The following is a 26,134-nucleotide window of genomic DNA, read 5'->3' as shown; positions in this document are numbered from 1 at the left end:
ATCTGAAGTGCATCAAGCTCGTGATGAGGATATACCGTGGGGGTAGTTTTGCAGTTCTTGTCCATCCAACTCTGCGGAGAGGGGGTGGACATAATTGAACTCGAGCTGCATTTTGGGTCGGCACTGTGAGGTTGCTCAATGTCGGGTTCATGGGTTCAGATCAACTCAAGGTGCCCAATGAGCTATATTACTAAGGGTGAGGAACCATCGACCCGATTCTGACCAGCAATCTGGAAATGCATGTGCCTCAGTGGTTTTGTTGCAAACTTTTCGTCAATGGATGAGCTGATAGTATCCTGACTTTTAATCAGCCGAGTATTTTAGATGTTCAAAGGCCGCCATTTCGACAAGTCTGTCATCCTTCTGTGTGTTCGATGGTACCTGACTTATAATCTGAGCTTACGCAATCTGAAAGAAATGATGGCCGAGCGCGGCATAACGATGGACCATACCACAGTGCACCGCTGGGTTCTGCATTTCAGCCCTTTGTTGCTTCAGCGTTTCAATTGGAAGAAGCGTCCAGTCACACGCAAATGGAATCTGGATGAGACGTATGTAAAGGTCAAAGGTGAGTGGCTTTATCTGTACCGTGCCATCGACAGCAACGGCAATACCGTAGAATTTCTGTTCAGCAGAGACCGCGACCTGAAAGCTGCCAAACGCTTTATGCGCAAAGCACTGGCTCTACATGGCAGGCCAGAGAAGATAACTATTGACGGCAGTCAGGCCAATCGGACGGCCATTATGCAATGCGATGCTGAAAACCGGTTGCGACAGGGTGGACAGCCCATCACCATCCGCTCCAGTAAATACATGAACAACGCCATCGAGCAAGATCATCGCCGGGTCAAACGACGGATACGATGCATGCTCGGCTTCAAGTCCGAAGCCGCCGCCAGCATCACTCTGGCTGGTATTGAGCTCGTTCACATGATGCGAAAGCTGCAAGGTAATTTCGGGTCAACCGCACCGCTTTCACTCAAACAACAATTCACAGTACTTGCAGCATAATTGCGTCCAGCGGTCAGCCACGCTTTGCCCCACCCACATTTTTGCAACAGATCCAACAATATAGAAGTAATGTGGTGGCACATCGATCACATCATGTATTTGCCCCAGAAGTCGTCTCGCGGTTCGATTTGCTCGACAATATCAATCCATAGGCCCGAAGGGTCTTTAAATCCAAAACGGCGTTGGCCGAACGGCTCATCAGTCAGCGGGTAAGTAACGGGTAATCCCCTTTCTATCAGTTCGTCGTGAGCGGCCTTAGCATCGCCAACCTCCATCTCGAAGCACAGGCCAATTCCGGCGAAGGTTTCGGGGCCGGGCGGTGACGACGGATGATCTGGCGTCATGAAAGCAATCGAAGCAGTACTGTTTTCTGCAGTCAGCAGGCAGAACCATTGACTATCGAAAGTCACATCGAACTGCAAATACTTAAGCCAGAAGTCGCGCGCTTCGTCTTTTTTATCGGTGACGATTATCGGGTAGCGATCGAAAAATCGGATGATAGGACTCCTTGCCAGATTTAAACAAACAGATTATCGGTATGTTTATGATCATATAAACATACAGACTGTCTGTCAATATCTTATAGAAGGGCGATTATGAGCAAAAACGAACTGCGTACCATCCAAACAAGAGGGCGATTGGTTGCAGCTGCGCGGACATTATTTGCCCGCAATGGCTATGCCATGACCAGCACGGATGCGATCATAGACGAGGCGGGAGTAACACGCGGCGCACTCTATCATCATTATCGCGATAAAGCAGACTTGTTTGAAGCTGTATGCCGCGACCTTGCCTCCGGGGCGGCAGAGGCGATCCAAATCGCAACGAGGGATGTGGTCACTTCTATTGAGGCGTTGGAAAAGGGCTCGACGGCTTGGATCGATTTTATGGTTAAACCCGAAAACCGCCGTATACTCGTTGTCGATGCACCAGGTGTACTCGGACGAGAGCAGTGGGAAGCGCTCGATCGCGAGCTTTCTTTTGATCTTCTAAGGATCGGCGTGGAGGAGGCCATCAGCGAAGGTGCCATCCGCTTCTCGTCTGGCCCCACAGCATTGGCTGTGCTGCTCAACGGGGCAATGAACGAGATAGCATTGCGCGCGGAAGACGATGATGTCGCTGGATTGAAAGCTGGGTTGCTGGAGCTGTTCCGCGCTCTCAAGCCATGATTTCAGCCACGTTGATGGGCAGTTCCACCGTTAAAGTTGAAGACCATAAAGGTGACCGAGGCTTCGCTCTTTCCTCGGCGGAGCTTGAAACCATGGTCCGAGTGGAAATCCCCGTGACTGTTATAGTCTTAAACGACGGTATCCTAGGTTTCCAGAAAGACGCTGAGACGGTCAAGTTCAACCGATACACCACACTTGCCATTTTTCAGTAGTCGATCACGCCGCTATTGCCCGTGCGTGTGGATGTGAAGGTTTAAGGGTGGATGATCAGGCGGATCTTCCTCTAGCACTACGAAATGCCGAGTCCGGCTCTCGTTCTACATTGATTGAAGTAATCACGGATCCTGAAGTACACCCGCCGCTTTCGCTTTTTGCCAGCACGCTCGATGACTAATGGCGAAAGCGCACAACAGCGATGTTCGCGGTTGTGCGCTTGATGCGTTCTTGACTGGCAATCAGATGATTGGATTGATCATTTGAAATGTTGATCGCAATATCTTTTTCTCAAAACAAACCGTGAAATGGATAATGTCATTTAATAATTAATTGTGCAGCGGCTCGTAAAGCCGTGCACCGGCTTTTTCAGCCGTAACCTTTAAGCGCTTGTCTCGGGTCCACAGTGAAGCTCGCCGGTCGAGAAGAACTGATGCCAGCAATTGGGCATCAGTATAGCCAATGCCCATGCTAAAAATGCAGTGCATTTCAACCATGGTCATGACTTCGTCATGTGTTGCGACTTGAGCTTCACGCTGCACATTCAAAAAAGCCAATACACTCGTCCTGTCTCGGAGACTGCCCAACGCAAGTTCGCCTATAATCGCTGGATGGCAAAGCAAAAGATCATCAGCGATAATTTTAATGAGCTCATTATCGCCGCTGCGGAAATGGTCAATCCAAATTGAAGTGTCTGCCAATATCACTTCTTCACTGAGCTCCGGCGGCGAGGAGCTGCTTCAACGTTCGGCATCGTGCCTCCAAGGGCGATAAGGCGTTTACCAGTCTCTAGTCGCACAAGTGTTTCTAGCGCTTGTCGGACTAAAGCGGCTGTCTCTTTCGTTCCGGTCAACAATCTGGCTTTTTCTAAAAGATTGTCATCAAGATTGATGGTTGAGCGCATAATTTGACTCCTAGCTGAAGCGTCATAAGTATCACCAAATGATGCCGATATCAACACGATTCGGTTTGCTCACTCTAACGATCATGACGCGCGACTTCGAACAAAAGCACACAACAGGCCAAAACCGCCCGAGACACACCGGGTGTTCTTGACTCTACGTAAAAATCTTCCGGAAAACACACATAACGGATCAGTTCGTGCTACCAGTTCATGCCCGCTTTAAAGGAACCAATGTCTCTGACTGGCACACTAAAACTACTATCTGCTAACTTAGCTGCCGGGTTACAAACACACCGGCCTGTTGAGCGTCACGATGCCTAGTGCTGAAGGCCCAGGTAGTGGTGACGGGTGGTGCCCTCATAATCGCCGATAAACACCAGCACTTAGGCTGCGGAAAAAGAAACAGAGAGCGGCTTCAAAAACCTGACTGACAATCATTTCATTCAGTGGCTTTTGAAGCGGCGGAACCGACCGAAAATCGCGTTTTGGCGATAGAAAACTGTACGCGTCAAAGGGTGAGCTGTGGCGCAACAAAACCACCGCGACCATCAGCTGGCGGTTGGTGAGATTCTCAACACTCGCAGCGCATTAACAATGACGGTGACATCAATCGCTTCCTGGAGCAATGCGCCCTGGACAGGCAACAGATAACCCAACGCTGCTGCGATCATGGCGATAACTGAAAGACCAATCCCAACCACAACACTTTCGACAGCAATGCGTCTTGATCGCTTGGCAATTTCTATCCCGGTGCGAAGTCTGTCTATTCTATCTACGAGAAGAACGACATCGGCCGCCTCTGCCGAAGCCGCCGCTCCCCTCGCACCCATGGCAACGCCAACATCAGCCGCTGCAAGTGCGGGCGCGTCGTTGACCCCATCTCCGACCATCATCACGGGGCCGTTCTTACGCTCGCTGAGCACGGTCAGCACCTTTTGATCGGGTGAAAGTTCGGAGTAGATGGCATCAAATCCCAAACCCTTAGTGATGCGTTTGGCCACTGCAGCACGATCACCTGTCGCCAGCACTATTCGCTTGACGCCATCTTTGCGTAAGCCCCGTAACGTATCGACCACTTCGCCGCGCAAGGGATCGGCCATAATGATATAACCCGTGATGCTACCGTCTATCGCGACTGCAACCAGGGCCGCTCCAGCTTCTGTATGGGGGATTTCACTCAGTATTGCGTTGACCTGCCTCTCAACGAAGCTGTGTCCGCCGACAACGACGCTTTTGCCATCGACCCAGCCCGCCACGCCATCTCCTGCCAGTTCGCTCACATCGGTCGGCAATACAAGATTTATACCGCGCCGCTGAGCGGCTAGTACAAGAGCCTGCGCCATCGGATGTTTGGACACCTGGTCAAGGGAGGCGGCGAAACGCAGTAGATCATTTTCGCTCAATCCAGGCTGCGGGTGGATCGAAGTAATTTGTGGGCGACCATCTGTCAGTGTTCCAGTCTTGTCCAGCACCAACGTGTTGATACGAGCCATGTTTTCCAAGGGACCAGCACCCTTCACCAGCACGCCGAAATGGGCGGTGCGCGATAGACCGGCAACAAGAGCGACAGGTACCGCCAGGATGAGAGGACATGGCGTCGCCACGACGAGGACGGCAACCGACCTTATCGGGTCTGCCGTGAACCACCATGCACCGAAGGCAATCACGACTGTCACGATCAAAAAACCGACAGACCACCGATCCGCCAGTCTCGACATTGGAGCCTTCGAATGCTGGGCCTCTTCAACGAGGCGAACAATGCCAGCGTAGGTACTGTCTTTCGCTTCGTGTCTGGCAACGATATCGAATGCATTACCAGCATTCATTGATCCGCTCAATACATCGGCTCCGGCCGCAAGCGAGACCGGAAGGGATTCTCCCGTCAGCGCAGACGTGTTCACAAAGGCCTTTGCAGACGCAATACTTCCGTCGACAGGGATGACATCCCCCTGACGAATTAGCAGGCGGTCACCCGGACGAACAGTATCAACGGCAATCTCTTCGAGATTGTCGTCGATATAACGCATTGTTGTTCGCGGTGCACGGGACAGCAAAGCGTGAATCTCACGACGTGCTCGTCCTTCGGCGAAGCTTTCAAGGAAGGCTCCGCCGGTGTACATGAGGGCGACAATCGAAGCCGCCAGCATTTCCCCAAATGCCAGTGCGGCCGACATTGACAACGCCGCGACGATATCCAACCCGAACTCTGTTCGCCATAAACTCCTGAAAATCTCGACAAACAAAGTTGCCAGCACAGGCAAAGTGGCAATTGCCCAGATTATCCGTGCTCCCGATGAATAGCCGGAAAAGTGCAGGCCGAGCCCCATCACAAGTCCGCACAAGGCAAAAATCAGCAGGATTGTTTTTGATCGATCTTCAACCGAGAACCGCATCTTCAGTCTCCCCGAGCTATAGAATGAGCAAATTCTAGAGCCATGCCTCTCACCGACTACTTTAATTTTTCTTTACATATGTATTCCCTAAAAACTCAGATCGACGGTCAGACCGCTGTGCCGACCAGGGCCCCAATACCAGCCGTGATTGCCATCGCCAATGCGCCCCAAAAGGTGACGCGAACGGTTCCCTTTATGTCAACGCTAAGGGGGTTCGCGAGAACAAGAATGGCGTTAAGATAAATGGCAAACTTCAGAATATTTACTATGCGCCCACGAACAGATAAGAAGAACGCCGATACCGTAAAACCAAAAAAAGAAATAGAACGCATTGGTTATGCGAGGGTTTCCACAGACGACCAACACCTTGATTTGCAGCTAAATGCGCTTCGCTTAGGAGGTTGTAGCAAAATATATACAGATCAAGGCGTTTCTGGGAAAGTATCTAACCGACCAGGACTTCAGGCTGCACTGGATCACCTTTCCAATGGAGATACGTTAGTAGTTTGGCGACTTGACCGACTCGGTAGGTCTCTCGTTAACCTCGTTGAACTTGTTAATAATCTTGGGATGCAAGGTGTCGAATTTCAGTCATTAACGGAGAGTATCGATACGAGGTCGTCTGGAGGTCGGCTTATATTTCACATTATGGCGGCCTTAGCCGAGTTTGAGCGTTCTCTGATTAGTGAACGAACCAGAGCTGGTATGGAAGCAGCCCGATTGAAGGGAAAGCATATCGGACGCCCGCGAAAGGTGAAAATCAATGAGAGAAAAGCAATAGAAAGCGCGTTTATGAGAAAAACACCTATCTCTGAAATTGCCAAGAAATACAAGATTTCAACGCGTGCCGTTCGCGCTATAGTCAACAAATCAAGTGAAACCGCTTAGCTAAGTGGAGGTGCAGGCAATGTGCGGCCGATACACTCTTTACCTATCTTGGTCGGAGATACATCGGCTGTACAATCTGACACTGACTGATGATAAAGCACGCAACACGAAGCCGCGATTCAACATTTGCCCAACTCAGGATGCCCTGTTCGTCGCCCATTAGGACGAAGGGATGAAATTGCAGGACGGCAGGTGGTGCCTGATGCAACATCAGAAAGCAACTTGTCGAGCATATTTAGGCGTTCTCCGACTGTCCGGGCGGCGTAATCCCTTCCAGTAAAGTGAGCGAATACACTTTTAATAGAATCATGTCTTAAACGGTTTTCTTTGTTGTTTCTCGTTTTAAAGTGTTACACTTTCCTAAGCAGTTAAGCTGACCTATCATGCAAATTCGCAGTGCATTATCCGCAGGAGTCAGTCGTGGTGGACTTCGACCAGTTTACTTCTGATACCGTGAGAATAGCGGCGCTTAAACTGGATGAAGCGATCCGATGCGGTGACATCTGGCCATCCTTCCAACCTATTGTGGAATTAGGTACCGAAGCAATAGTTGGCTTTGAAGTGCTTGCAAGGTGGAAGGATACAACGCACGGTGCATTCTCACCAACGGAGTTTATTCCGCTGGCAGAAAAGTCCGGGCTGATTGATTCTTTGACAGATAACTTGGTGCGCAGGGCCTGCTCTGAGGCAAGCCGATGGCAGGGAGAGTTTATTCTCGCATTTAACCTTTCGCCGGGCCAGTTTCGGGATTCTGATCTCTTTCAAACAATTCGGATGATAGTGAATTCAACCTCATTCCCACCAACACGTATCCACATCGAAATTACTGAAGGGTTATTGTTGGAGAATAATGAGACGGTGCAGTCGAATATTTCGGCCTTTAAAGCTGCGGGTATGGGCGTCGCTTTGGATGATTTCGGCACAGGCTTTGCCAGCCTTACTCAACTTCATGCCTTTCCATTTGACAAATTAAAGATCGACAAGAGTTTTGTAACCAACATCGTAACTGACAGTGGAAGCAGGAAGATCGTGGAGTCTGTTATAGGCCTTGGCCAAAGCCTCGGGATGGCTGTCGTTGCCGAGGGCGTTGAGACCCGACAACAGGCCGATATGCTCCGTTTGCTAGGCTGCGATTTAGGCCAGGGCTGGCTGTTCGGGAAACCTCTTAATGCAGCGCAAACCGCAAGCCTGCTCGACCACCACCTCCAAAAACCGTTGACGGGGCACAAAACCACTGCCCCTTCATTCCAGCGGGTTCACCAGTTGGAAGCGCTTTATCATGCTGCTCCGATCGGTCTATGCTTTCTTGATACGACGTTCGTACATACGAGTGTCAATATGCGCTTTGCAAAGATGTTCGCTCTTTCTCCAGAGGACATGATCGGTCGTACGGTTCACTCGTTTATGCCCGCTACCGACGCAGAAAGTGTTACACAAGACCTTAGACGCGTGCTTACAGGTGAGACGATCATAAGGGAGGCCTACAAGCCTCCGCGTTCGGATCAGTCTTTCCTCGTTGTCAACCAACGAGTCATTGATGGCGACGGCAAGCCAATAGGAGTATCCGTTACTTCGATTGACGTAACGGCCCATCTTCGCGTTGAAGACGTTTTGACGCAGACTGAAGATCATGCCCGGTGGACAATTGATTCGAGTCCCAACATTCCATGGGCAAGCGATCCGCAAGGGAATGTTTATTTCATGGGGCCGACACCCGATGTGACCAAAATTTCAGTTACTGACCGAATTAGCGATTGGATGTCGAGAATGCATCCGGACGATCACGTTAGAGTGAGGCAGGAATGGCTGGATTGGCTACCGTCCCAGATGCCATTTGAAACGCAGTTCCGACTGCGACTTAGACGGGATGAGTTTCAGTGGATGGTCAGCCGCGCAAAACCTCATTTCGACAGTCACGGTTGCGTCGACAAATGGTATGGCGTCATTACCGAAGCTCAGATCCAGTGTAATCCCCCCGTTCTTAGCCTATCTAATGCACACATCTCTGACCAACTATCATTTCTTGTAAGAGACTGATTCACTGAGTGCTGATTTGTTCAGGAGGTTGAGATGGTGATCAACGGTATTGAATTGGAGCGATTTTCAGTCGGTAGATTTGGCGATCTGCGCTTGGAAAAAAGGGGGCCTGGTGCCATGAGGCGTTGGTGGCCCGGCCCGGTTCCTGTATTCATGAGCTTGCCAAAGGTCATCGGCGCGGTGAGGTCGGCTTTGGGCGCTTTTTACGCAATCCCTCGGTGACAGTTGCTGCGTTGAGCGAAGCGGAAGGCAATAGAACTGGGGAGCGTGTCGCAGGCCGCGATATTCTGGCTATCCAAGACACCAGCGAGATTGTGCTGGGCGGGCCGAAGCTGCGCAAGGCAGGCTTTGGACCGGTCGGTCGTGGCGGCTTTCTGGGCGGGGTTCTGCTGCATCCTGTGCTGGCGGTCGATGCAATGAGTGGTGAGTTGATTGGCCTTGCTGACATTGCGGTTTGGAACCGCAGCAAGCGCAGTGATTTACATCATGCCCGCAGGCCTCTGGACCAAAAAGAATCCCGGAAATGGCTCCATGGCGCAAGACGGGTCAGCGAAGTATTGGCCAAGGCTTCGCGCATCACGGTTGTTTCAGACCGTGAAAGCGATCTCTATGAGAATTTTGCTCTTAAACCCGAGAATGTGCATGTTCTGATCCGGGCCAGCTCCAACCGCAACCTTGGTAATGGCCAGAAACTGTTTGACTATGCTGCCAGCTTACCGGAGGCCGGACGTATAAGCGTCACGATCCCGGCCAGTCCGGGCAGGCCCGCCCGCCAGGCGCACCTGGTGTTGCGGTTTGGTCCTGTGAGGATTAAGCGACCGCAACGCGGCATGCCAAGTCCTGACCTCAAGCGTCTGCCTGAGACGGTCGAGCTTCATCTGGTTGATATCTGTGAAGTTGATGCTGCGAGAGGCGTGGAGCCCATCCACTGGCGCTTGCTCACCAGCCATGAAATTGAAGACTTCGGTGCCGCGCACCTTATGCTGGATTTTTACCGTAAACGCTGGATCATTGAAGAATACTTCCGCACACTGAAGTCAGCAGGGTTCAAGATAGAAGATGCCAGGATGAGCGATCCGAAAGCCTTCATGAACTTCACTGCCCTTGCAGCCATTGCAGCAGTCACGGTCACCCAGATGCTGCGCGCCCGTGACAATCCTTCCGGTCAGACACTCGCTGATGCCTTTGATCCCGATGACAGGCGTTTGCTTCTCGCCATCTGCAAGGACTACGAAGGCGAGGCTCCAACCACGCGCCAGAAAAATCCTCATCCGCCGAACACCTTGGCTTTTGCTACCTGGGTCATCGCAAGGCTTGGTGCCTGGACCGGCTACTACGGCAAGCCCGGTCCTGCAACGCTCGCACGTGGCCTCAGGCGTTACTATGAGATGAAATACGGTGCACGAATATCGGCGGGAATTGTGTGAATCGCATAGCCATTTTTAACGGGGTGCGACAGTAGAATTTAAGCAGCCATTTTTAGTTTCTGTGCGGGTGTGATGCCGATGCCAATATTGGGCCGTTCGTTGTTTTACGTCCATAACCACTGCGTGGAAAACTCTCGGGGGTCCTCAATGGTTTCGACGATGTGCTGGTCTAACCATTCATGCCGAACCGTGCAGTTGTATCGTTCGAAATAAGCATTCTGCTGGGCTTGTCTGGCTGGATGTAGCTAAAAGCAATCCCCTGCTTCTCAGCCCATTCCATCACCTTGCCACTGTCATATTCCGGGCCGTAACATCTCCGGAATAACGTCAGTTTTTAGGCTAGGGCCATTTGTGACGCCTTTCAAATTGCGTGAGCAGGTTGGCCACAGCCAGCCTCAGGTCTCACAGTGTTTCTGCAAAGCCACACTGCAACGGGTGCACCGCACGCTATGATCGAGTGCAATATCACAGCGTCTACCCCATTACTGGTAGCGATTGATATATCGAAAGGACGCCATGAGGTGCTTATCGAAGTACCGGACAAAAAGCGTTGTCGTCGGGTTAGCGTGCTGAACACTCTTGATGAGTTTGAGCGCCTGATCAAACTGCTGCGTAGTTTTCAGCGCCCCGTCCGTGTCGCATTTGAAGCAACCGGCAATTATCATCGCGCATTTGCGTTTCAGCTCGGCGCAGCCGGTTTCAACATCAAATTGTTTCCATTGCCACACTTTATCGCGGCCCTCGAGCTGGAGCAGACGTATCCTTCCGGGAACCGCCGCCGCCGGAGGGATGGTGTTTCCAGCGGTGTTCTATATCTACTTTAACTGCAACGATTAGTCCGCGCTCAGGGGATGGGCGGTTCCGACGGCGACCGACATCGCGTTTGCGCGCGGCGTTCTGTCGCTGCTCGGGAAACGAGTTCCGTCATCGCTGAAAATATTTCTTGCCGCGCTGGCTATCATCGATGATCTAGGCGCAGTCATCGTCATTGCTCTGTTCTATACCGCCGACCTCAACCTTCTGGCACTAGCGGGGGTGGCTATTGTCGTCGGCAACTTGATAATCTTTAACCGCTTGGGCGTGAATGCATTGTGGCCCTACATCGTACTGGGTGCAGTGCTCTGGGTTCTGGTATTCTCATTTTGAGTCCATGCTATGCTTGCGGGTGTCGTACTGGCGCTGACGGTTCCGCTGAAATTCACGCCGGGCACTCCGGAAGCCACTCATGCAGAATCTCCTCTCCATAAACTGGAGCACCATCTTCACAAACCAGTGGCGTTTGTCATCGTGCCGATCTTCGGGTTTGCCAATGCGGGCGTCTCGTTTGCCGGGGTATCCATGTCGGTCGTTACCGAGCCGCTGGCCGTGGGTGTCGCCGCCGGGCTGTTGCTCGGAAAACTGGTCGGCGTCCTTGGCACGGTTGCAGTCTGGTAAAATTCAAACTCGCCAAGCTTCCTGCACAAGCGAGCTGGGGACAGATGACCGGCGTAGCACTCTTGTGCGGGATGGGTTTCACCATGTCTCTGTTTATCGGGTCGCTGGCATTCGACGATCCATACGTGCAAGATCACGTGAAAATCGGCATTCTGCTAGCTTCACTGACATCAGGCTTGATTGGTGCGGCTTTGCTCACCGCATTTGGCCGCCGATCCGAGCCCTCAATGGGTGCTTCACGGTAGCAGGTCATCGGCTCCGCAGGCGTCGTTGTCCCAATTTCTCTAACCGACGTGTTTCGAAGCCAAGTCGCATACATAAATTCGATTGCCTCCTAAAAAGGCGTGGGTTAAAATCTTGCTACCCACGGAGCATTTCGCAGTTCAGGTAGATTTCATGGCCAATTATTCTCAAAAAAAGAGCCTCGATAGCTATGAACTTTCACTTGTATGCATAGAACCGCAACACCTTTATGGACTGCAAGCTCTTTCGGCAAGTGTCGGCTGGCCACAGAGAAAGCGAGACTGGGCTACTAATTTGGCCCTAGGAAACGGTGTTGTAGCTATCGATCAGATTGATAGAATTCACGGCTCCGCAATGTACTTCGCTTTTGGTGACGAAAAGTTTTCCATAGGTATGACTATCGCGCATCCGAAACTTGAAAACTCAGGACTAGAAGGGCGGTTAATTCGACATATTGTCAAAAAAACAGGTGGAAAGCCCACGTTCCTCAATGCTTGTAATAATTCAATTAACTCCTATCAATCTATAGGTGCCAGCAAAGCCAGTTATGTTTTTCAGTATCAAGGATACATCATCGATCTGCCAGATTTTAAAGTGACGTGCCGTCTTGCAGATAAGAACGATCTTAAAGGAATCTGCAATTGCGATGCGGAGGCTTATGCTGCTGATCGAGGACATCTTCTGCGTTATCTTGCTGGTATATCTGAAGTTCGTGTTGTTGATCGTGGAGGAAAAATAGTCGGTTTCTCTATGCGGAGACAGTTTGGCAGAGGGTATTTAATCGGTCCCGTAATAGCTTTCACTGATGACGATGCAATTTCGCTAACCGGTTCTCTCATGAAAGGATTAAGCGGTCATTTTATTCGATCCGATACAAGAGCTACTTTTGGACGTTACACTGATTTTCTCATTGCAACAGGGTTGAGCGCTGTATCGAATGTTACGACAATGGGGCTAGGCTCGTGGTCTGAATTTAATCCCAAACTGGCTTATGGGCTATCCAGTCATTCGACTGGATAATTCGTCGTCGGCTTGGAAAGCTGGTCCAGGGGCGTCTTTCCAATGTATAGTATCTGATCATGCTGCGTCGCGCAAAAGGGAGGCGAATACTCCAACGTTTTTTTAAATCCAAGGCACTTGGATGGGGTTGCGCTGAGATCATGGACAAGGGCAGTAACACGCATTTGGTTGACCAGCGTCAGCGAAGTGTAGCTGGGCAAATAAGGTCAAATGCGCTTGTTGAAGTTTGCAACAGCACCTTTTACCATGAGGCGAATGGATCGCAAAGCCAGCCTCTTGCTCCATTCCATCCTTAAAAGCTCTAAACCCCTTTAACTTAGAACGACGATCAAAGATAAAGTTGCGCGCGCGTGATAGGTCAGTGCAGCAAAGGTGTCATTGTTTTTTTTCATAATAGTCGTGAGTGCCGACTGTTGTTTTTGATAATGACGTAATAAAAGGCTCTTGCGTTGAACAAGCGTCGTGACATTGGCTTCTTCCACATTACCACTCAAAGACAATCAAATTACCTTCCAAATTCCCAAATTGTGGAAGATCGCAAATAAGATCAGGGCGTGGATGAATGCGAAACCCTTGGGGAATGGGGGATTCGTATGATCAACTGCTACCGCTTGGGCAGGATCCGCGATGAGGACGTTATAGTATCTCTTAGACGCATAAGGTGTCATGGCTGATCAACAGGATGTTGTGACCGGAAACCAACAGCAAAGCGGTTCCATGCACTAATTGTTGTGATGACAAGGGTAAGTTCCACCATTTCACGCTCGCTGAAAGCTGCGGCCAATTTGCTGTAATCGGGATCCGATGCGCCTGATGTATCCAGGCGTGTCAGCGCTTCGGCCCAAGCAAGTGCAGCACGCTCTTTTTCATCGAAAGCGGGGCTTTCCCTCCACGCAGCCAATACGTCGAGCTTTTGCTGCGATATTCCTGCGGTGCGCGCTTCCGTAGCATGAAGGTTGAGACAATATGCGCAACCGTTGATCTGTGACACACGCATTTTCACGATTTCACGTATGGACTGCGGAATTGAGAGGCTTTGGGTAGCCTCCTCGAGAGCTATCATCGCGTTCATCGCTTCTGGTGCCACGCGATAGTAATTCATTCTGCTGGACAAGGTTTTGTAATCCTCACTTCGGTGTTTCGCTCGGCTGGGGTAACCTGACTTCTCAAAACGACGTTGGTCGCATGAAGATAAACCCAATATCGTTCAGCACTTGCACGAAGCTGATCCTGAAGCCGAGTTCTGCGTAGCGGGGCTCTTTGATAAAGACCAGGTCTTGATTGGTGGAATACCTTATAAGGGGGGTTTTGCAAGTTGTATATGTCGCGCAAACATGATTGCGGCCTTCATTCTGGCGTCTTGTGTTCATAACGGTCACCCTGAAAAAAGGTGTTCTCAGGTAATTTAGCAGTCCGCGAACGCCCATCTGCCTCTCGATTTTCCACCTCACACGCGCTGGCTGGCGTCGTATGGCCGGTACCGACCCGTCTGCAATCAACCCGCCATCCACATCCCGGAACTCAAAGGTCCAGTTGTCGCCTGAGAAATCCAACTTGCTCTTCGTGAGGCGTGCGTTGAGCAACAGATGTTCTTGGTTGTATCGAACGACGCGTTCCGTGTTGTTCCACAAACCATGACAGACCATCACGAGACCCGGGATGTCTTTAAGAGCGCTATAGAAGGAGAACTCATTCGCTCGCACCGGTTTCACTTGGCAACGAGTCGCGAAAAGAGAGATTTGCAGCTCGTGATGAGTATCAAGATTGGCTTTGATGAAATCGCAAATCCATATGGCGGCTATTGCACGACCGTTTGTGTCCAGCACAGGCTTAAGATCTTCAGCTTTCAGAAATCTGGTAGCGACCTCGCCGTCTACGGTACCTCCAAGCGATAGCATCGTTCCGTCGTAAATGTGATATGGAGTTGTTAACTTCTCGCCAGCAACGAAAACGGAGCCGTCGAGAGGGAAGCGTTGAAACAATTGTTGCTTGAGCGTCATTGACTGCCTCGTTAATAGTCCGGTTATTCAATCCGTATGGAGCAGAAGAGGTAGAGACGTATAGAACCGAAACGACACGATTGATGAGACGAGTTGAATACGCCACACTGCATAGCCCCGGGCACCGTCTCGGTAATTGCGTTTTTCTCGCAGTGGAGCGCGATACGCGCGGTGTTCATTTGAGCGATGCGGACCGGTTCAACTATTTTCCGGCTACGCCATTCCCTTCCATGACCTGGATACTGGACGGCCAATTGCACATGGTCGAAAGTTCTGCAAAGGATGTTTCAACCCTTGGAAACCCGCTTCCCAACGCCATTTTATCGGGTCCGACAAGAAAACCCTCGGTGAGTTGGTCTCCCGGGGAAATTCGCGTGCTGACCATAAGCTTTTATCCAGAAGCTTTGGCCCGTCTGCTCGGGTCGAAGATCGAACAATACGTCGGCACCGTTCTTCCGCTAGAAAAAGTGATATCCGTGGGTAGATTGGGTCATCTGGCGACCGTCCAATTGGGCCGGGACCCGTTCGCACAAGTTCGGGATTTGCTGAACTGCCTTTGGGATGAAGAACCCGCGCAGCAACATTCCGATATCCGAAGCTGGCTGGCACGGCTGGCCACGCGGAGTGCATAGGTTGCCGGGATAACCGGGCGAAGGTCGGCACAGCGTTTCGTCAAATACTGGACAGGGCAGAGTCTAAGAGACCTTCAACTCTACGCCCGCGCTGAAACTGCGTTCTCACATGGCGGCAAGTTGCCAAATGGGGAACGCTGCAACTTTGCAGCTGTCGCGGCAGAGAGCGGATTTTCCGATCAATCCCATCTTGGGAGGGAGGTTCGGCGGGTTACCGGCCTGCCACCCGCTAAACTCAAAGAGTTGGTCGAGCAGGGAGAGCCATTCTGGATATACAGATTGCTAAAGTAACAAACTTGTTAAGACGTGTTCAATCGTAAAGGACGTGTCGCAATCTCTAGCTTGCTTCTATCTGAACCGTGGAACCCGCATCAGATAGTGAGGTAGAAACGGAAGCTAGACTAGACCAACCAGCGTGCCCTCAGGGGGAGAGGGGGCTGACCAGATAGTCGTTGATAGATTTGGTAGCGGATGAGCGGCTTTGTCGGGTCACTGGACGCGCTGAAGCCACGTGAATAAGGTGGACTGGGCGGTTGAGCAATCCAATGGGCCGTAACGCGAGTGAATCGTGAGCAAGGCTCGAAAGAGAATATGTGGAAGCCGACCTGCCCGCCTTCTCGTCGTTCGTGTGCGTGGCTTTTGGGTGAGAAATCAGGTCAACTCGACAGCCGGACTCTGAGCTTCCTTCTTATCTGTCCAGGTGTGCACCAACGGTCCAGGTTGTTGGGGAATTAGCACGTCTTCTGTTCGCCATTCTCAGATGCAATGCCGTAGCGGCGCCAGATCAGTGAGGGCAGAGAGGCCAGGGGCAACGAGCCAGATACTCTGGGCAAGGAATTCGCCGTGATGTCGCCGCTATCCAGGCGGCAGGGTTGTGGCCCATCCTCCTGAATAGTACTCAGCGCATCGAATCTGCAACATCACGGCCGTCTGAGGGGCGTCCATTCTAGCAACATTACAATATGACTTGGGTTGCTCAGGAAAATAAGACGACAGCAATTGCTGCCATTCGTTGTCAAACAGCCCGATTGCATCGCGACGATGTAAGCCCCGCAAGGGTTCGCAAGGAAGCCCCTAGATACTGCCGGGAGTGTTACACCAAAAACCCCCACCAGATATGAAAGCAACCTGCAGCTATACCGGCATCCAGCATTCTGACGGATCTTCATGCGCTTGTCATTCTGTGGCAATGACTGCGGTAATTGCTGCAATGTTGAAGAGGTAAATGCGAAATGGTTCCATAATAAGCGAACCTATGCCGGTCACGATAGGATTAGAACGTGTCTGAGACCGATCATTTCGCAGCGCCAACATACCGGGGATGTATTGACCGCAGCAGTGCGACACTGAGCGTGGCTTTTAGGCTAAAATCCTGCATGCTAAAAAACTGGAGCAGCCAATTTCAACTGCAGGTTAGACAGGTCAACATGCCCCTGCATCAGAAAGAGAAAAAGCCCAATCTTCATAACACCAAAGACTGCGTATAGTGCGGAAACGCGCTTTAAAACGACATAGGAAGCGAGCGGAGTTCTAACCAAAACGGGATCGACGCTCATACTTTTGAATGCACCTATCCCGAATTGCAATGATATACCTGCAAGCAATCGTGAAGTTATGCCAGGTGGTATCAACCGGATAGCTTCTTCAAAGCATCCAATAAGGCCAGGCGAGATGTTGTGACGCGCAGTGATGAGGAAAGGTGCGGCTGGCGTGGATTATGCCGTTATGATTGGTTCAGGATAACATCAGCTCAGCAGCAAACCAGAAAGCCCGACACCAATCGAAATCGACCAGACCCAGATGCTGTCAAATCTGGCTTAAGATTGGCTACGCGGCAGCCTGAAAAAGAGAATAAGCGTGCCGCCATAATTGACGATAACTGTGATCAATTACGCAACAACAGGGTGTAATATATCATCTATCCGAGCAGCTGTAGCGGTGCGTGCGGAAGGCTTCTCCGAGAGGTCAATAGAACGGCTTGACTTTTACACGCACAGTTGCCTGATATGCCCCTCGATTACAGCAAGAGATACCGTCCATTTGTTCAAGCACTCGCAACTCGAATCTGTAAAAGCATGGCTCAATCACCCAGCGCATACGGCGATGCCACTCCATGCGCGCATTCAACGTGCGATCCGACAACTCATCGTGGACGGAACACTCAGCCGCGGAAAACCATTGCCGGCGTCGCGCGTGCTCTCGAAGTCACTCGGTGTCTCACGCGATACGGTTGAAGCAGCTTATGCGCAGCTTCATGCAGAAGGCTTCATCGACCGTCGCGTCGGCAGCGGTAGCTTCGTGGCACAGATTCCAGAACTTTCACTTGGTCATCGGCGCGCACGATATAATACAGAGCTGAAAGATCAGTCGCCTGAACTCAGCAAGCGTGGCAATGCGATGATTCACAGCGGTGGCGTGCGCGAGAGCTTGGCCCCGCGTGCTTTTGCTCCTGGCATACCCGAAACACGAAATTTTCCGCTCGCGCTTTGGGAGCGTTTGCAAAGACAAGTTCTCAAAGAGATCGGACAGCAAATGCTTTTGCATGGAGATCCGCAAGGTGTTCAAGCCTTGCGGCAAGCGATAGCTGATTACATCAATCTCGAGCGTGGCGCGCGTGCCACTGCGGATTGCGTGCTAATCCTCACATCGTCGCAACAGGCCCTGACGCTCTGTGCGAATGTTTTGTTTGATCCGGGTGAGCGCATCTATATCGAAGATCCTGCCTATTATGGAGCCCGCAAGGCATTTGATGCTGCTGGGTTGAATTGCGTGCCCGTTGCGGTGGATCAGCAAGGAGTAAACGTCGAGCCAATCCTTAATGACCCCCATCCGGCACGCGCTGTGTTCCTCACGCCCTCACACCAATTCCCGACGGGATCGACCTTGGCCCTGGACCGTCGGCTTACATTGATTGAATGGGCAAAACGTCATCGGGGATGGATAATAGAGGATGATTACGACAGTGAGTTTCATTATGCAGGTCGGCCTACCGCCTGTATGCAAGGCCTCGATCAGCATCAAAGAACCATATATATCGGCACTTTTACAAAGTCGCTCTTTCCGGGGCTACGAATAGGCTATGTAGTTTTGCCGGAACAGCTGGTCAAACCGATGACCACGGCCCGCACGCTTCTCGATGGCCATACCGCGTCCCTTTCACAATATACGCTTGCCCGCTTTATAGAAGGCGGACATTTCGGAGCCTATATTCGCACCATGCGCGGTATCTATGCCCAGCGCCTTGAAATATTGAGCAGTTTGGTTCGCAAACATCTTGCGGGATTTGTCGAGCCGCGCGTTCCGGTGGGGGGCTTGCAAATGCCGTGCCTATTGACATGCGACATCTCCGAGCAAATGGTTTTGGAAGCCGCTCGTCGTTCTCAAATTGAGCTGTTAGGGCTATCAGCACTCCATGCCACAGGTGAAGGCGAAGCTGGGTTTCTGCTCGGTTTCGCAGCTTATACGCCGATCGAACTCGAGATCGCGGTCAGGAAACTTGAAAAGATATTCCACACACTTAAGGTCGTTCCGTCATTAAAATGTAGTTAAACCCAAAAAGTTTTAGCTACGTGTAAAAGCCTGCAGCGTATTAACGCCGCAGGCTGGAAAATCATCAAAATGAACGCTCGTAAGTGACCCAGTTGGCTGCTTTTGCAATGTCGTCATAAAGACGACGCGCAGTTACATTGTCCTGCGCAGTCACCCAACTCAGCATCGTCCAGCCGCGCATGCTTGCAATATCGCTGAGCGCCCCAATAAGCATACGCCCAACACCGCGACTGCGGTGAGATGGATCGACAAAAAGGTCATCAAGAAACCCAGCATATTGGCCTTGCAAAGGCCTTGGTTGAGGCCAGTAGTGGGCAAAACCGATAATGCTTTCGCCTGCTTGAGCCACCAGCCCTTCCACTGGATGCGATGCGTCTTGCAACCAGGCCCATGTGCGATCAAGTATATCGTCATTCATGGGTACCTTGTAGAAAGCGGCATAGGCTCGATAGAGTTTTTTCCAGTGTGTTTTATCCGCTGGTCCCACAGCACGGACTTTAATTTCCTCCGAAAATCGCACATCACTATCGTTGAATGTTGGTTTGGTCATTGGCAAGTCTCCCTTATTCGCGCAGAAATTTATCCACGGGTTGACGAAGCCTTTAGCCAATATTGGATGGATAGTTTCCCTCCAATAAAGCCGATCATACCAGACCAATTTTACAATTATCGCAATTTTTTATAAGCAACACCTCACGGAATCGCAAAATTCTGACTGCCTTAAACGAGTTTTAGGAGAAGAATTGGTCTGAGCCACTAACTGCAATTGGATGGTTCCAAACAAACCCCAGAATGATAACAACTCGCGCATTATTTGGCCGAAAATATCCAAAACTTACGAATAAACCGCGAAAAGAGTATATCTTGAAGAAACTGTTTTGTGTGGCATTGGTTGGCATTTTCTGTTCGTCTGCACCTGTTGCAGCGCTTGCCCAAAACTTAGGTCTTGCTGAGCGTCGCGCCATTGCGGCCTATTCAACGGATATCTGGCCGAAATACGAGTTAGAAATTCAGGATCTTGCCGGATTTCCGGTTACCATCAATCTCGATAGCAAAAGCTTAGCCTTACCTGGCCTTGCAGATTCATATGCAGACGATGACTATCTGCGTAAGCCAATAATTGACCCGATACTTCAGGCAATTGGAGCAATCACAGCAACTGAAATTGGGAGAGCCGCGCTCAAAGACGGACTTAAAACGATCGTCATCCACTATGATGAAACGAGCGCACCATCGAGCAATTACAAAGATGGTGTAAACATGAATGCTGGTGTTTTGACTATAAATTGGAAGCCTTATACCAATGTCGATGATGTTGAGGCTCGTGACTTGGCACTATTAAGTGTAATTGAGCCGGTAATATAAATATAAATCAATCTTAGGTGATCTGAATTGGCGCGTACAACCCTATCTCGTGCAATTTCTACTTTAACAATTCTATTGTTATCTTCCATATCGGCCTTATCTCAAACCAGCGCCGACGAAGCCTATTTGGAACGCCAAAATGATCAGGGCATTGTCGCATATTGCATCGCACACGGGTTTCTTGAGTCCGATTCCGAAGAGTTTTTCCACGTTGGAACAGTCGCAATTTTTGGCGAAGTTGCCCCTTCGCCTGAAGCCGAGCTTCATGTCCAAAAGGGTCGTGAAGGCATTTCCTATCTTCAGGGTGACGAGCAGTCCCTCGAAGACCTTGCTGCGGCAAACGATGTCGATGTGAAAGCAGTTTGTGAGCAGTACAAATCGCAAGTAACGCTTGGCCGCATGATGGCGAAAAACAAGGCCGGCGAATAATCGCCATAGAATGGAAATACGATGAAAAACTGTCACCTAGCACTTTACTCGGCAGCAACTGTATCGCTCATGATCGTGGCATCGGTTGCTTCTGCGGATGAAACCCAACAATTGTACAACAATTCGAGAAACCAGCTCGGCCTGATCAAGTATTGTGTTGAGCAGGGCCACCTGAACGACGATACTATCAAGACTTATCAGAATATCGTAAGCATTTTGCCCACATCTGCTAGCACCACGGAAGGGGACGAGTACGAAGCGGAGGGTGCAAAGGGAAACAGCTTTGACGGCAGCTCTAGCGTTTCGATGGAAGCCATCGCACAGGGAACTGGAATGACAGTTGCAGACCGTTGCGGTTCTTTTGAAGCACTGACGAAGCAATAATACCGCCTTTGCCTGGTGACTGTTGGGGTACTCCGCAGGGAATATTATTGGGGTGTGATCTCGCTTGCGTCCATTGTTGCGGTTGCCATGTTGCTGACCGCATGATCATAGGCTCATCAAGTGGAAGAGAAATACATATTAGGCTTCAAAACGGTTCATACAGCGTCAGCTCCAATGGCTGCGCTCCGGAATGATAAGCTCTCCAAACCTTTCGACGAATATCCGTCGACGAAAAAGTGTCATTTCACAGATAAAGCGCCTTGCTGATATTCCCAGTTGGACTTTGGTGCCGCTGCAAGGCAAAGCAGCAACTATCCGAACGTAGCCGCGATGAGCAGGATCTGACGTTCGGTTGCATAAAAGGGCAGAAACGTCGATCCGCGGCATTCAGCTCGGAAAAAATGATAATCACGTTTTCCTCGTCCGGACGTTAAGCAATCAGTCCGGCCGGGATCAGGAACGACGGACGAAACTTGGTTCACTTGGTCTCCATGAGCTGATTCCTGTCCGATAACCGCGTCAGTTTCGACCGCGAAATCATCAAGTAGGAGACGGACACCTTTTGGGACACCAATAAGGGTCCCTTTAAACGCCGATTGACAGGTGCTTCGCAATGGACGCGAACTACAGATCGGGTCCTTCGGAATCGCGGCGGCCCCAAGTCTCCACCTCAAGCTTGCATTCTCGGCTAAGCCTCCATCTTTCCGTCCGTGCGCTCCAGTTTCATTGGAAGCGCCTTATTTCAGTTGTCCACGTGACCAAAACCAAGCTGGATTGCACCGAGCTGCCAAATTAACGATTTCAGGCCATCTAAGTATGGTGACCGTAATGCCAATCTGCGCACCTCAAAACTTCGATGCTTTCACGGGAGTTTCCTTCTCGCAGATAAGGGAACATAACTGGAAATTCCAGTTCTGAATGGCCTAATTAACGGGAGCACGTCGAGAGGAGCAAATTGAATAATAGTCCTGATCTAAAAAATGACAGTTTTGTCTATCTTTATTCCCAAACCATGTACAATTTGAATGGGAAAGCGAATTCCTGAATTCTTAAATTTAAAACGTAGACGTGCTAATGCTGCATCGAGGCTTCTGCTCTCCGGCTTTATAGTGTCATCGAATAATAGTTTACTGATCTCATCTCTTTTAACCGTCCTCTCGGAGTTCAATGTTAGATAATCAAAGATCAACGATTCTCTGACTGAAAGTAGTACCTTTTGGTTGTCCGAATTGTAAACAGCTCGCTCATGACGATTAAACCGGAGTGTATCGTCTTTATTTGTGCTAACAATCTTTTTGTTTGCGCGAGTTCTCTTTGCCAGATTAGTAATAGCCAGTCCTAGTTCCTCGCCATCGACGGGCTTAGTCATGTACAAGTCAGCGCCCGTACTATACCCATCCACTCGATCCTGGCGTGCGGTACGGGCTGTCAACATAATGATTCCAATGGAATTGAGCGATGAAAGCTCTCGGACTATTTCGTATCCGGTGGTGTCGGGAAGATTAATGTCGACAACCGCCACATCAAAGGTTCCTTTGTTTAGTTCTTTGTAAAACTCCAGTCCCGAGGCTGCTTCTGTCACGATCATTTCCCGTAGCCTCAGATAATCTGCGAGACTTTGCCTCAAATCGAAGTCATCCTCTACGAGAATAATTTGAAGGGGTGGTTTATCTGGTGCGGATAGGTTCATTCGCGTGTATCAGTTTGACGATTTAATTTTTTCAGATGAAAGTTCGGGAGCTTCGATGGGCAAGGCAATGGGGAGCATTAGAGATCAACAACTGAACGTTAATAAGACCAAAATTATGATGCCGGTTGCTTCTCTTAGGAGTCTTTTAGGTTCTATTCTCCTTTTATTGCTAGTGCACTTTACTGGTACAAGCAAGCTCGCTGCACAAGAAATGGACAAAGAGCCTCAACTACCTGGTAGTGTTTCTGTTCTGATTGACAGAAGTTTTAATGTGCAATTCGAGGATATTCTTCGAGGCGAATTCGCCGGCGAGTTCATGCCGATTGCCGGATCGACGTTTAACAGTGGCTTCTTAGAAGCTGCGCTATGGCTAAAATTGTCTATTCCGAGCGTAACGCAGGGCGAGGGCGTTTTATCGATTTCGCCGAATTACCTCGATTTTGTCGATGTTTATGTGGGGAGGCCTGGGTTTGACCAAGACGTTTCCGACTTTGTTAAATTTGAAACAGGTGATCATCGCCCCTTGCTGAATAATGGCATATCCGGCATTGATCCTGCCGTTGCAGTATCGCATGCTCCGGGAAAAATCACTACCGTTTATGTTCATGTCGTTAATCTGAACTCTGCCACTCAGTTAAGCCTGAATCTGGGACTTCTAGAGAAAAGTAGTCAGTATTCTGCGACACGGGGACTTTTATATGGGACATGGTTTGGAGGAATGTTTATCTTGCTGCTTACGCAGCTTGTTTTTTATTTCTTTTCACGTAAGTCGGAATATCCACTGCTCGCGCTTAGCACTCTGGGCGTCATAATGATTTACTTCGGTAATCTCGGTTTAAGTCATATATATTTATTCAGTCGATGGGGTGCAGGCAATGATGCATTTATAGGGTTTAGTGCGTGGGCGGGACTAGCAGCAAGCGCTCTCGCATATATGAAAATACTTAACCTCAGGCGTTACGCACCGAAAGTACGCTTTTTCTACTTGTTTACCGCTTTTTGTGGCCTTGTTGGTGTTGGCTTTGCTCTAACCGGCAATACTGTTGTGTTTGGTCCCTTCGGATCGATTTTGAGTATTAGCGGTGTATTTGTAACTGTTTTGTGCAGTTTATATTTAGTTAATAAAGAGGGAACTGCTAGTAAATTGCGAACCGCTGCGTTCTGCAGCATGGGAGTTGGTGCTACTCTCACAATGCTTCAAAGGCTCGGTATACAAGGGCTTCCAAACTGGACTTTACATGCCTATGGAGCGGCCATCCTTGTCCAGACACTTTTGCTCACGGGTTCACTCGCCGTCAGATTGCGTGATTTGGAAATTAAGAACCACAAAATGCACAAAGACGCCCTGAGGCAGGCGAGATCAGCAGAGCGCTTGGCCGGGATGCTTGTCGAGGAAAGAACGAAAGAGCTTGTGGAAGCGCGAACCACTGCGGAGAATGCATTGCGCGCCGAAATTCAGTCTCAAACATCTCAGATAAGATTTTTGGAAGTGGTTTCACATCAATACAGAACACCGCTCGCCGCAATTCGTTCAAGCGTAGACAGTATTGAATTGGCATTGCCAGTAAACGACGTGGAGAACCGCACACGCATATCCCGCATTCGACGCTCAATTGTCAGACTGATCGACTTACTAGAAGCAAATTTAGTTCGGAGTCGGATTCAGGGACCATCTTACAAGCCAAAAATGAGAATTATTCACGTTGGCGAGTTTATTCGAAAATCTCATCGACGCGTTGCTGATATGCACGGTGCGGAGATCCATTTGATTATAAGCGAAGAACTTGGGGATGCTGAAATTAAAGCAGACCCAGGCATGCTTGACCTCGCTTTGACCAATTTAGTCGATAATTCTGTTAAATATAGCGTCACGGGTGAAGTGCCAGTGATCCAGCTATCAGTGTTCTCACGAGAACAGGACGTGGTGATCGAAGTTTCAGATGAGGGAAAAGGTATTCTTACTGATGAACTGCCCGATATATTTAACAAATTTACCAGAGGCAGTAACGCGGATACAGTTGAAGGTTCTGGCTTGGGGTTATACCTTGTGTCCAAAATTGTGGCCATACATCGCGGGACCATCGAGTCAGAAAGCGCTCCATCTCACGGAACTCAAATTCGAATGCTTATCCCACGAAGGCTAAATAGTTAGATTCTAAGTGACGTGTAACCAGAATCCTACACTATTCGTTGCATTTCGTTACATTGAGCAACTTTCGTTACATTCGCAAGTATTGTTCCCTTGGTAACAGCCCGCTACACGAGAAGTTACAGTAATTTTTAGCTAGCATTCTTCTGTGCGGCGGTGGGGAAAAAATGTCTTCAAATATCGAAAATTTCCTGATTGGTCGGGATGCAATCGCTTGTGGCGAGGACCTGAGTGGAGCGAAACGACGCAGGACGAGTTTGCTCGCCTCTGTTTCAATCAATATTCTCGCCTCTGTTGCAAGTTTTAATCAGCAATACAGGTATTTCAACAAGGTTGGATTGGTAACTCTGGGTTTAATGGCTGCGCCAATGGCCGCGCATGCACACACCGATTCTCTGGGATATATACTTTCCCCCGGTAGCTCAGATGGTCTCTATACTGCCCGAATTGTCTATGGCAGTTGGCACACCGGTACAATCGCGGCAGAAGGAGCTGCGAAACTTTCCAAAGATGAAAGTGAAGTCGGAACCCAGAATTTTGTGATGTACCCCGGACCTTATACCAACGGTAACATGCCGGAAGGCCTTATCCTCGGGCAGAATTATTTTTACGCAAGTTCTGATGGACAGACCTTGACAGATACACCGCATCCGAGCGGCGTTTATAATTTTCAGTATGCCGAATTCCTCGATCTTCAACCAGGAACTTACACATTTGGATACGCATCGACCTCTGGTCTTTCTGCGAACTGGACGCCGGCAGGGTCTGCGATCAGCCAGGGAAAGTTCACTATAACAGCTGATGGCGGGATTATCGTTCCAGGAACAGCAACAGATATTGCGGGTGCGGGAACGGAATATGATGCCAGTAAATTGGGAGACAGTGTAAATCCTGTTTTTACTGGCGGGACGTTAGTTGCAAACGAGAATGATAAGACATACTCAAATGACTTTACGCTTGATTCTTCAGCAACCAACACGCTCGACGCAAATGGTAACAATAACACCTTTACGGGCGAATTCTCGGATGCCAATTCAGCGCAAGCCGGCAAAATAACGTTTGCTGACAGTTCCTCGGGCGGAGACGGCACAGTTATTCTTACGGGTAAAAACACACATACCGGTGGCACAACCGTGACGAGCGGCACGCTGGCTGTTTCCGGCAATGGGACACTGGGTGCTGAAAGTGGCACGACCA

General features: G+C 50.0%; 23 protein-coding genes and 5 pseudogenes. 17 read left to right on the top strand and 11 right to left on the bottom strand.

What is annotated here, in order from left to right; translation table 11 throughout:
• Positions 1-324: 324 nt before the first annotated feature.
• Positions 325-1,011 (top strand): IS6 family transposase, encoded by a 687-nt coding sequence (locus tag RT142_RS11605; RefSeq protein ID WP_171380399.1) that lies wholly within the window; start codon positions 325-327, stop codon positions 1,009-1,011.
• Positions 1,012-1,097: 86 nt separating this feature from the next.
• On the opposite strand, the gene RT142_RS11600 is transcribed toward RT142_RS11605, so the two are convergent.
• A complete protein-coding gene (locus tag RT142_RS11600; RefSeq protein WP_313028717.1) occupies positions 1,098-1,481 on the bottom strand; it encodes a VOC family protein in 384 nt (127 codons plus the stop codon).
• A gap of 126 nt (positions 1,482-1,607) precedes the next feature.
• On the opposite strand from RT142_RS11600, the gene RT142_RS11595 reads away from it, so the two are divergent.
• A complete protein-coding gene (locus RT142_RS11595) occupies positions 1,608-2,180 on the top strand; it encodes a TetR/AcrR family transcriptional regulator (protein WP_171380400.1) in 573 nt (190 codons plus the stop codon).
• Positions 2,181-2,191: 11 nt separating this feature from the next.
• Positions 2,192-2,574 (top strand): annotated as a pseudogene (locus RT142_RS11590) (thiamine pyrophosphate-dependent enzyme).
• 148 nt (positions 2,575-2,722) lie between these two features.
• Here RT142_RS11590 and RT142_RS11585 read toward each other — a convergent pair.
• From RT142_RS11585 to RT142_RS11570, 4 genes and pseudogenes are all read right to left on the bottom strand, one after another.
• Positions 2,723-3,100 (bottom strand): type II toxin-antitoxin system VapC family toxin, encoded by a 378-nt coding sequence (locus RT142_RS11585; RefSeq protein WP_171380401.1) that lies wholly within the window; start codon positions 3,098-3,100, stop codon positions 2,723-2,725.
• On the bottom strand, positions 3,097-3,297 hold the full coding sequence (locus RT142_RS11580; protein ID WP_171380402.1) for a type II toxin-antitoxin system VapB family antitoxin: 201 nt from the start codon (positions 3,295-3,297) through the stop codon (positions 3,097-3,099). The genes RT142_RS11585 and RT142_RS11580 overlap by 4 nt, the downstream gene beginning before the upstream one ends.
• Before the next feature lie 548 nt (positions 3,298-3,845).
• The gene (locus RT142_RS11575; protein ID WP_171380403.1) at positions 3,846-5,690 is read right to left on the bottom strand and encodes a heavy metal translocating P-type ATPase; all 1,845 of its coding nucleotides are present in this window, start codon (positions 5,688-5,690) and stop codon (positions 3,846-3,848) included.
• Between the two features lie 107 nt (positions 5,691-5,797).
• A pseudogene (locus RT142_RS11570) lies at positions 5,798-5,947 on the bottom strand (VIT family protein); the annotation flags it as partial.
• On the opposite strand from RT142_RS11570, the gene RT142_RS11565 reads away from it, so the two are divergent.
• The 4 genes from RT142_RS11565 (at position 5,934) to RT142_RS11555 (ending at position 10,042) form a co-directional block, all read left to right on the top strand.
• Positions 5,934-6,578 carry a recombinase family protein gene (locus RT142_RS11565; RefSeq protein ID WP_408912965.1) on the top strand — a complete coding sequence of 215 codons (645 nt, stop codon included), beginning with the start codon at positions 5,934-5,936 and terminating at the stop codon, positions 6,576-6,578. The pseudogene RT142_RS11570 and the gene RT142_RS11565 overlap by 14 nt on opposite strands.
• 19 nt (positions 6,579-6,597) lie before the next feature.
• A complete protein-coding gene (locus RT142_RS24390) occupies positions 6,598-6,741 on the top strand; it encodes an SOS response-associated peptidase family protein (RefSeq protein ID WP_353368084.1) in 144 nt (47 codons plus the stop codon).
• A gap of 257 nt (positions 6,742-6,998) precedes the next feature.
• Positions 6,999-8,615: an EAL domain-containing protein gene (locus tag RT142_RS11560; RefSeq protein ID WP_171380404.1), complete on the top strand. Its 1,617-nt coding sequence runs from the start codon at positions 6,999-7,001 to the stop codon at positions 8,613-8,615.
• Between the two features lie 128 nt (positions 8,616-8,743).
• Complete coding sequence (locus RT142_RS11555; RefSeq protein ID WP_235972541.1) at positions 8,744-10,042, top strand: IS4 family transposase; 1,299 nt, start codon at positions 8,744-8,746, stop codon at positions 10,040-10,042.
• 38 nt (positions 10,043-10,080) lie between these two features.
• Here RT142_RS11555 and RT142_RS11550 read toward each other — a convergent pair.
• Positions 10,081-10,349: pseudogene (locus RT142_RS11550) on the bottom strand (integrase core domain-containing protein); the annotation flags it as partial.
• Positions 10,350-10,491: 142 nt separating this feature from the next.
• Between RT142_RS11550 and RT142_RS11545 the strand changes: the two are divergent.
• The 3 genes and pseudogenes from RT142_RS11545 to RT142_RS11535 all read left to right on the top strand — a co-directional run.
• Positions 10,492-10,755: pseudogene (locus RT142_RS11545) on the top strand (transposase); the annotation flags it as partial.
• A 28-nt stretch (positions 10,756-10,783) separates the two neighbouring features.
• Positions 10,784-11,721 (top strand): annotated as a pseudogene (nhaA, locus tag RT142_RS11540) (Na+/H+ antiporter NhaA); the annotation flags it as partial.
• Positions 11,722-11,872: 151 nt separating this feature from the next.
• On the top strand, positions 11,873-12,739 hold the full coding sequence (locus RT142_RS11535) for a hypothetical protein (RefSeq protein ID WP_171380405.1): 867 nt from the start codon (positions 11,873-11,875) through the stop codon (positions 12,737-12,739).
• A gap of 664 nt (positions 12,740-13,403) precedes the next feature.
• On the opposite strand, the gene RT142_RS11530 is transcribed toward RT142_RS11535, so the two are convergent.
• Both RT142_RS11530 and RT142_RS11525 read right to left on the bottom strand, forming a co-directional pair.
• Positions 13,404-13,853, bottom strand: coding sequence for a carboxymuconolactone decarboxylase family protein (locus RT142_RS11530; protein WP_171380406.1), 450 nt, complete (start codon positions 13,851-13,853; stop codon positions 13,404-13,406).
• Positions 13,854-13,905: 52 nt separating this feature from the next.
• On the bottom strand, positions 13,906-14,739 hold the full coding sequence (locus tag RT142_RS11525) for a hypothetical protein (protein WP_313028690.1): 834 nt from the start codon (positions 14,737-14,739) through the stop codon (positions 13,906-13,908).
• A gap of 83 nt (positions 14,740-14,822) precedes the next feature.
• Between RT142_RS11525 and RT142_RS11520 the strand changes: the two genes are divergently transcribed.
• The gene (locus tag RT142_RS11520; RefSeq protein ID WP_171380408.1) at positions 14,823-15,371 is read left to right on the top strand and encodes a hypothetical protein; all 549 of its coding nucleotides are present in this window, start codon (positions 14,823-14,825) and stop codon (positions 15,369-15,371) included.
• A gap of 1,379 nt (positions 15,372-16,750) precedes the next feature.
• Here RT142_RS11520 and RT142_RS11515 read toward each other — a convergent pair.
• Positions 16,751-17,062 (bottom strand): benzoate/H(+) symporter BenE family transporter, encoded by a 312-nt coding sequence (locus tag RT142_RS11515; protein ID WP_313028714.1) that lies wholly within the window; start codon positions 17,060-17,062, stop codon positions 16,751-16,753.
• A 349-nt stretch (positions 17,063-17,411) separates the two neighbouring features.
• Here RT142_RS11515 and RT142_RS11510 point away from each other — a divergent pair, with 349 nt between their 5' ends.
• Positions 17,412-18,920: a PLP-dependent aminotransferase family protein gene (locus RT142_RS11510; RefSeq protein ID WP_171380409.1), complete on the top strand. Its 1,509-nt coding sequence runs from the start codon at positions 17,412-17,414 to the stop codon at positions 18,918-18,920.
• Positions 18,921-18,984: 64 nt separating this feature from the next.
• Here the strand turns inward: RT142_RS11510 and RT142_RS11505 are convergent, their stop codons facing one another.
• The gene (locus RT142_RS11505) at positions 18,985-19,470 is read right to left on the bottom strand and encodes a GNAT family N-acetyltransferase (protein WP_007881841.1); all 486 of its coding nucleotides are present in this window, start codon (positions 19,468-19,470) and stop codon (positions 18,985-18,987) included.
• 314 nt (positions 19,471-19,784) lie between these two features.
• On the opposite strand from RT142_RS11505, the gene RT142_RS11500 reads away from it, so the two are divergent.
• From RT142_RS11500 to RT142_RS11490, 3 genes are read left to right on the top strand one after another with little or no spacing between them, the layout of a single operon-like run.
• Positions 19,785-20,285 carry a hypothetical protein gene (locus RT142_RS11500; protein ID WP_235972542.1) on the top strand — a complete coding sequence of 167 codons (501 nt, stop codon included), beginning with the start codon at positions 19,785-19,787 and terminating at the stop codon, positions 20,283-20,285.
• Between the two features lie 27 nt (positions 20,286-20,312).
• Positions 20,313-20,714, top strand: a complete 402-nt coding sequence (locus RT142_RS11495; RefSeq protein ID WP_235819070.1) for a hypothetical protein — start codon at positions 20,313-20,315, stop codon at positions 20,712-20,714.
• Between the two features lie 21 nt (positions 20,715-20,735).
• The gene (locus RT142_RS11490) at positions 20,736-21,098 is read left to right on the top strand and encodes a hypothetical protein (protein WP_171380410.1); all 363 of its coding nucleotides are present in this window, start codon (positions 20,736-20,738) and stop codon (positions 21,096-21,098) included.
• Positions 21,099-22,071: 973 nt separating this feature from the next.
• Here the strand turns inward: RT142_RS11490 and RT142_RS11485 are convergent.
• Complete coding sequence (locus tag RT142_RS11485) at positions 22,072-22,788, bottom strand: response regulator transcription factor (protein ID WP_171380411.1); 717 nt, start codon at positions 22,786-22,788, stop codon at positions 22,072-22,074.
• A 4-nt stretch (positions 22,789-22,792) separates the two neighbouring features.
• Between RT142_RS11485 and RT142_RS11480 the strand changes: the two genes are divergently transcribed.
• The gene (locus RT142_RS11480; protein WP_313028686.1) at positions 22,793-24,940 is read left to right on the top strand and encodes an ATP-binding protein; all 2,148 of its coding nucleotides are present in this window, start codon (positions 22,793-22,795) and stop codon (positions 24,938-24,940) included.
• A 164-nt stretch (positions 24,941-25,104) separates the two neighbouring features.
• The coding region (locus tag RT142_RS11475) for an autotransporter-associated beta strand repeat-containing protein (RefSeq protein ID WP_313028685.1) at positions 25,105-26,134 on the top strand (1,030 nt) is incomplete at its 3' end.

It is taken from the genome of Brucella sp., assembly GCF_032066345.1.
GTDB lineage: Bacteria > Pseudomonadota > Alphaproteobacteria > Rhizobiales > Rhizobiaceae > Brucella > Brucella pseudogrignonensis.
This window is presented reverse-complemented; position numbering and strand designations above follow the sequence as displayed.

What these genes read in the sequence shown, in the direction of transcription:
- RT142_RS11595 (WP_171380400.1), top strand. Translation starts at nt 1,608, where the DNA reads ATGAGCAAAAACGAACTGCGTACCATCCAAACAAGAGGGCGATTGGTT.
- RT142_RS11605 (WP_171380399.1), top strand. Translation starts at nt 325, where the DNA reads ATGTTCAAAGGCCGCCATTTCGACAAGTCTGTCATCCTTCTGTGTGTT.
- RT142_RS11520 (WP_171380408.1), top strand. Translation starts at nt 14,823, where the DNA reads ATGAGACGAGTTGAATACGCCACACTGCATAGCCCCGGGCACCGTCTC.
- RT142_RS11505 (WP_007881841.1), bottom strand. Translation starts at nt 19,470, where the DNA reads ATGACCAAACCAACATTCAACGATAGTGATGTGCGATTTTCGGAGGAA.
- RT142_RS11580 (WP_171380402.1), bottom strand. Translation starts at nt 3,297, where the DNA reads ATGCGCTCAACCATCAATCTTGATGACAATCTTTTAGAAAAAGCCAGA.
- RT142_RS11485 (WP_171380411.1), bottom strand. Translation starts at nt 22,788, where the DNA reads ATGAACCTATCCGCACCAGATAAACCACCCCTTCAAATTATTCTCGTA.
- RT142_RS24390 (WP_353368084.1), top strand. Translation starts at nt 6,598, where the DNA reads ATGTGCGGCCGATACACTCTTTACCTATCTTGGTCGGAGATACATCGG.
- RT142_RS11525 (WP_313028690.1), bottom strand. Translation starts at nt 14,739, where the DNA reads ATGACGCTCAAGCAACAATTGTTTCAACGCTTCCCTCTCGACGGCTCC.
- RT142_RS11535 (WP_171380405.1), top strand. Translation starts at nt 11,873, where the DNA reads ATGGCCAATTATTCTCAAAAAAAGAGCCTCGATAGCTATGAACTTTCA.
- RT142_RS11565 (WP_408912965.1), top strand. Translation starts at nt 5,934, where the DNA reads ATGGCAAACTTCAGAATATTTACTATGCGCCCACGAACAGATAAGAAG.
- RT142_RS11575 (WP_171380403.1), bottom strand. Translation starts at nt 5,690, where the DNA reads ATGCGGTTCTCGGTTGAAGATCGATCAAAAACAATCCTGCTGATTTTT.
- RT142_RS11490 (WP_171380410.1), top strand. Translation starts at nt 20,736, where the DNA reads ATGAAAAACTGTCACCTAGCACTTTACTCGGCAGCAACTGTATCGCTC.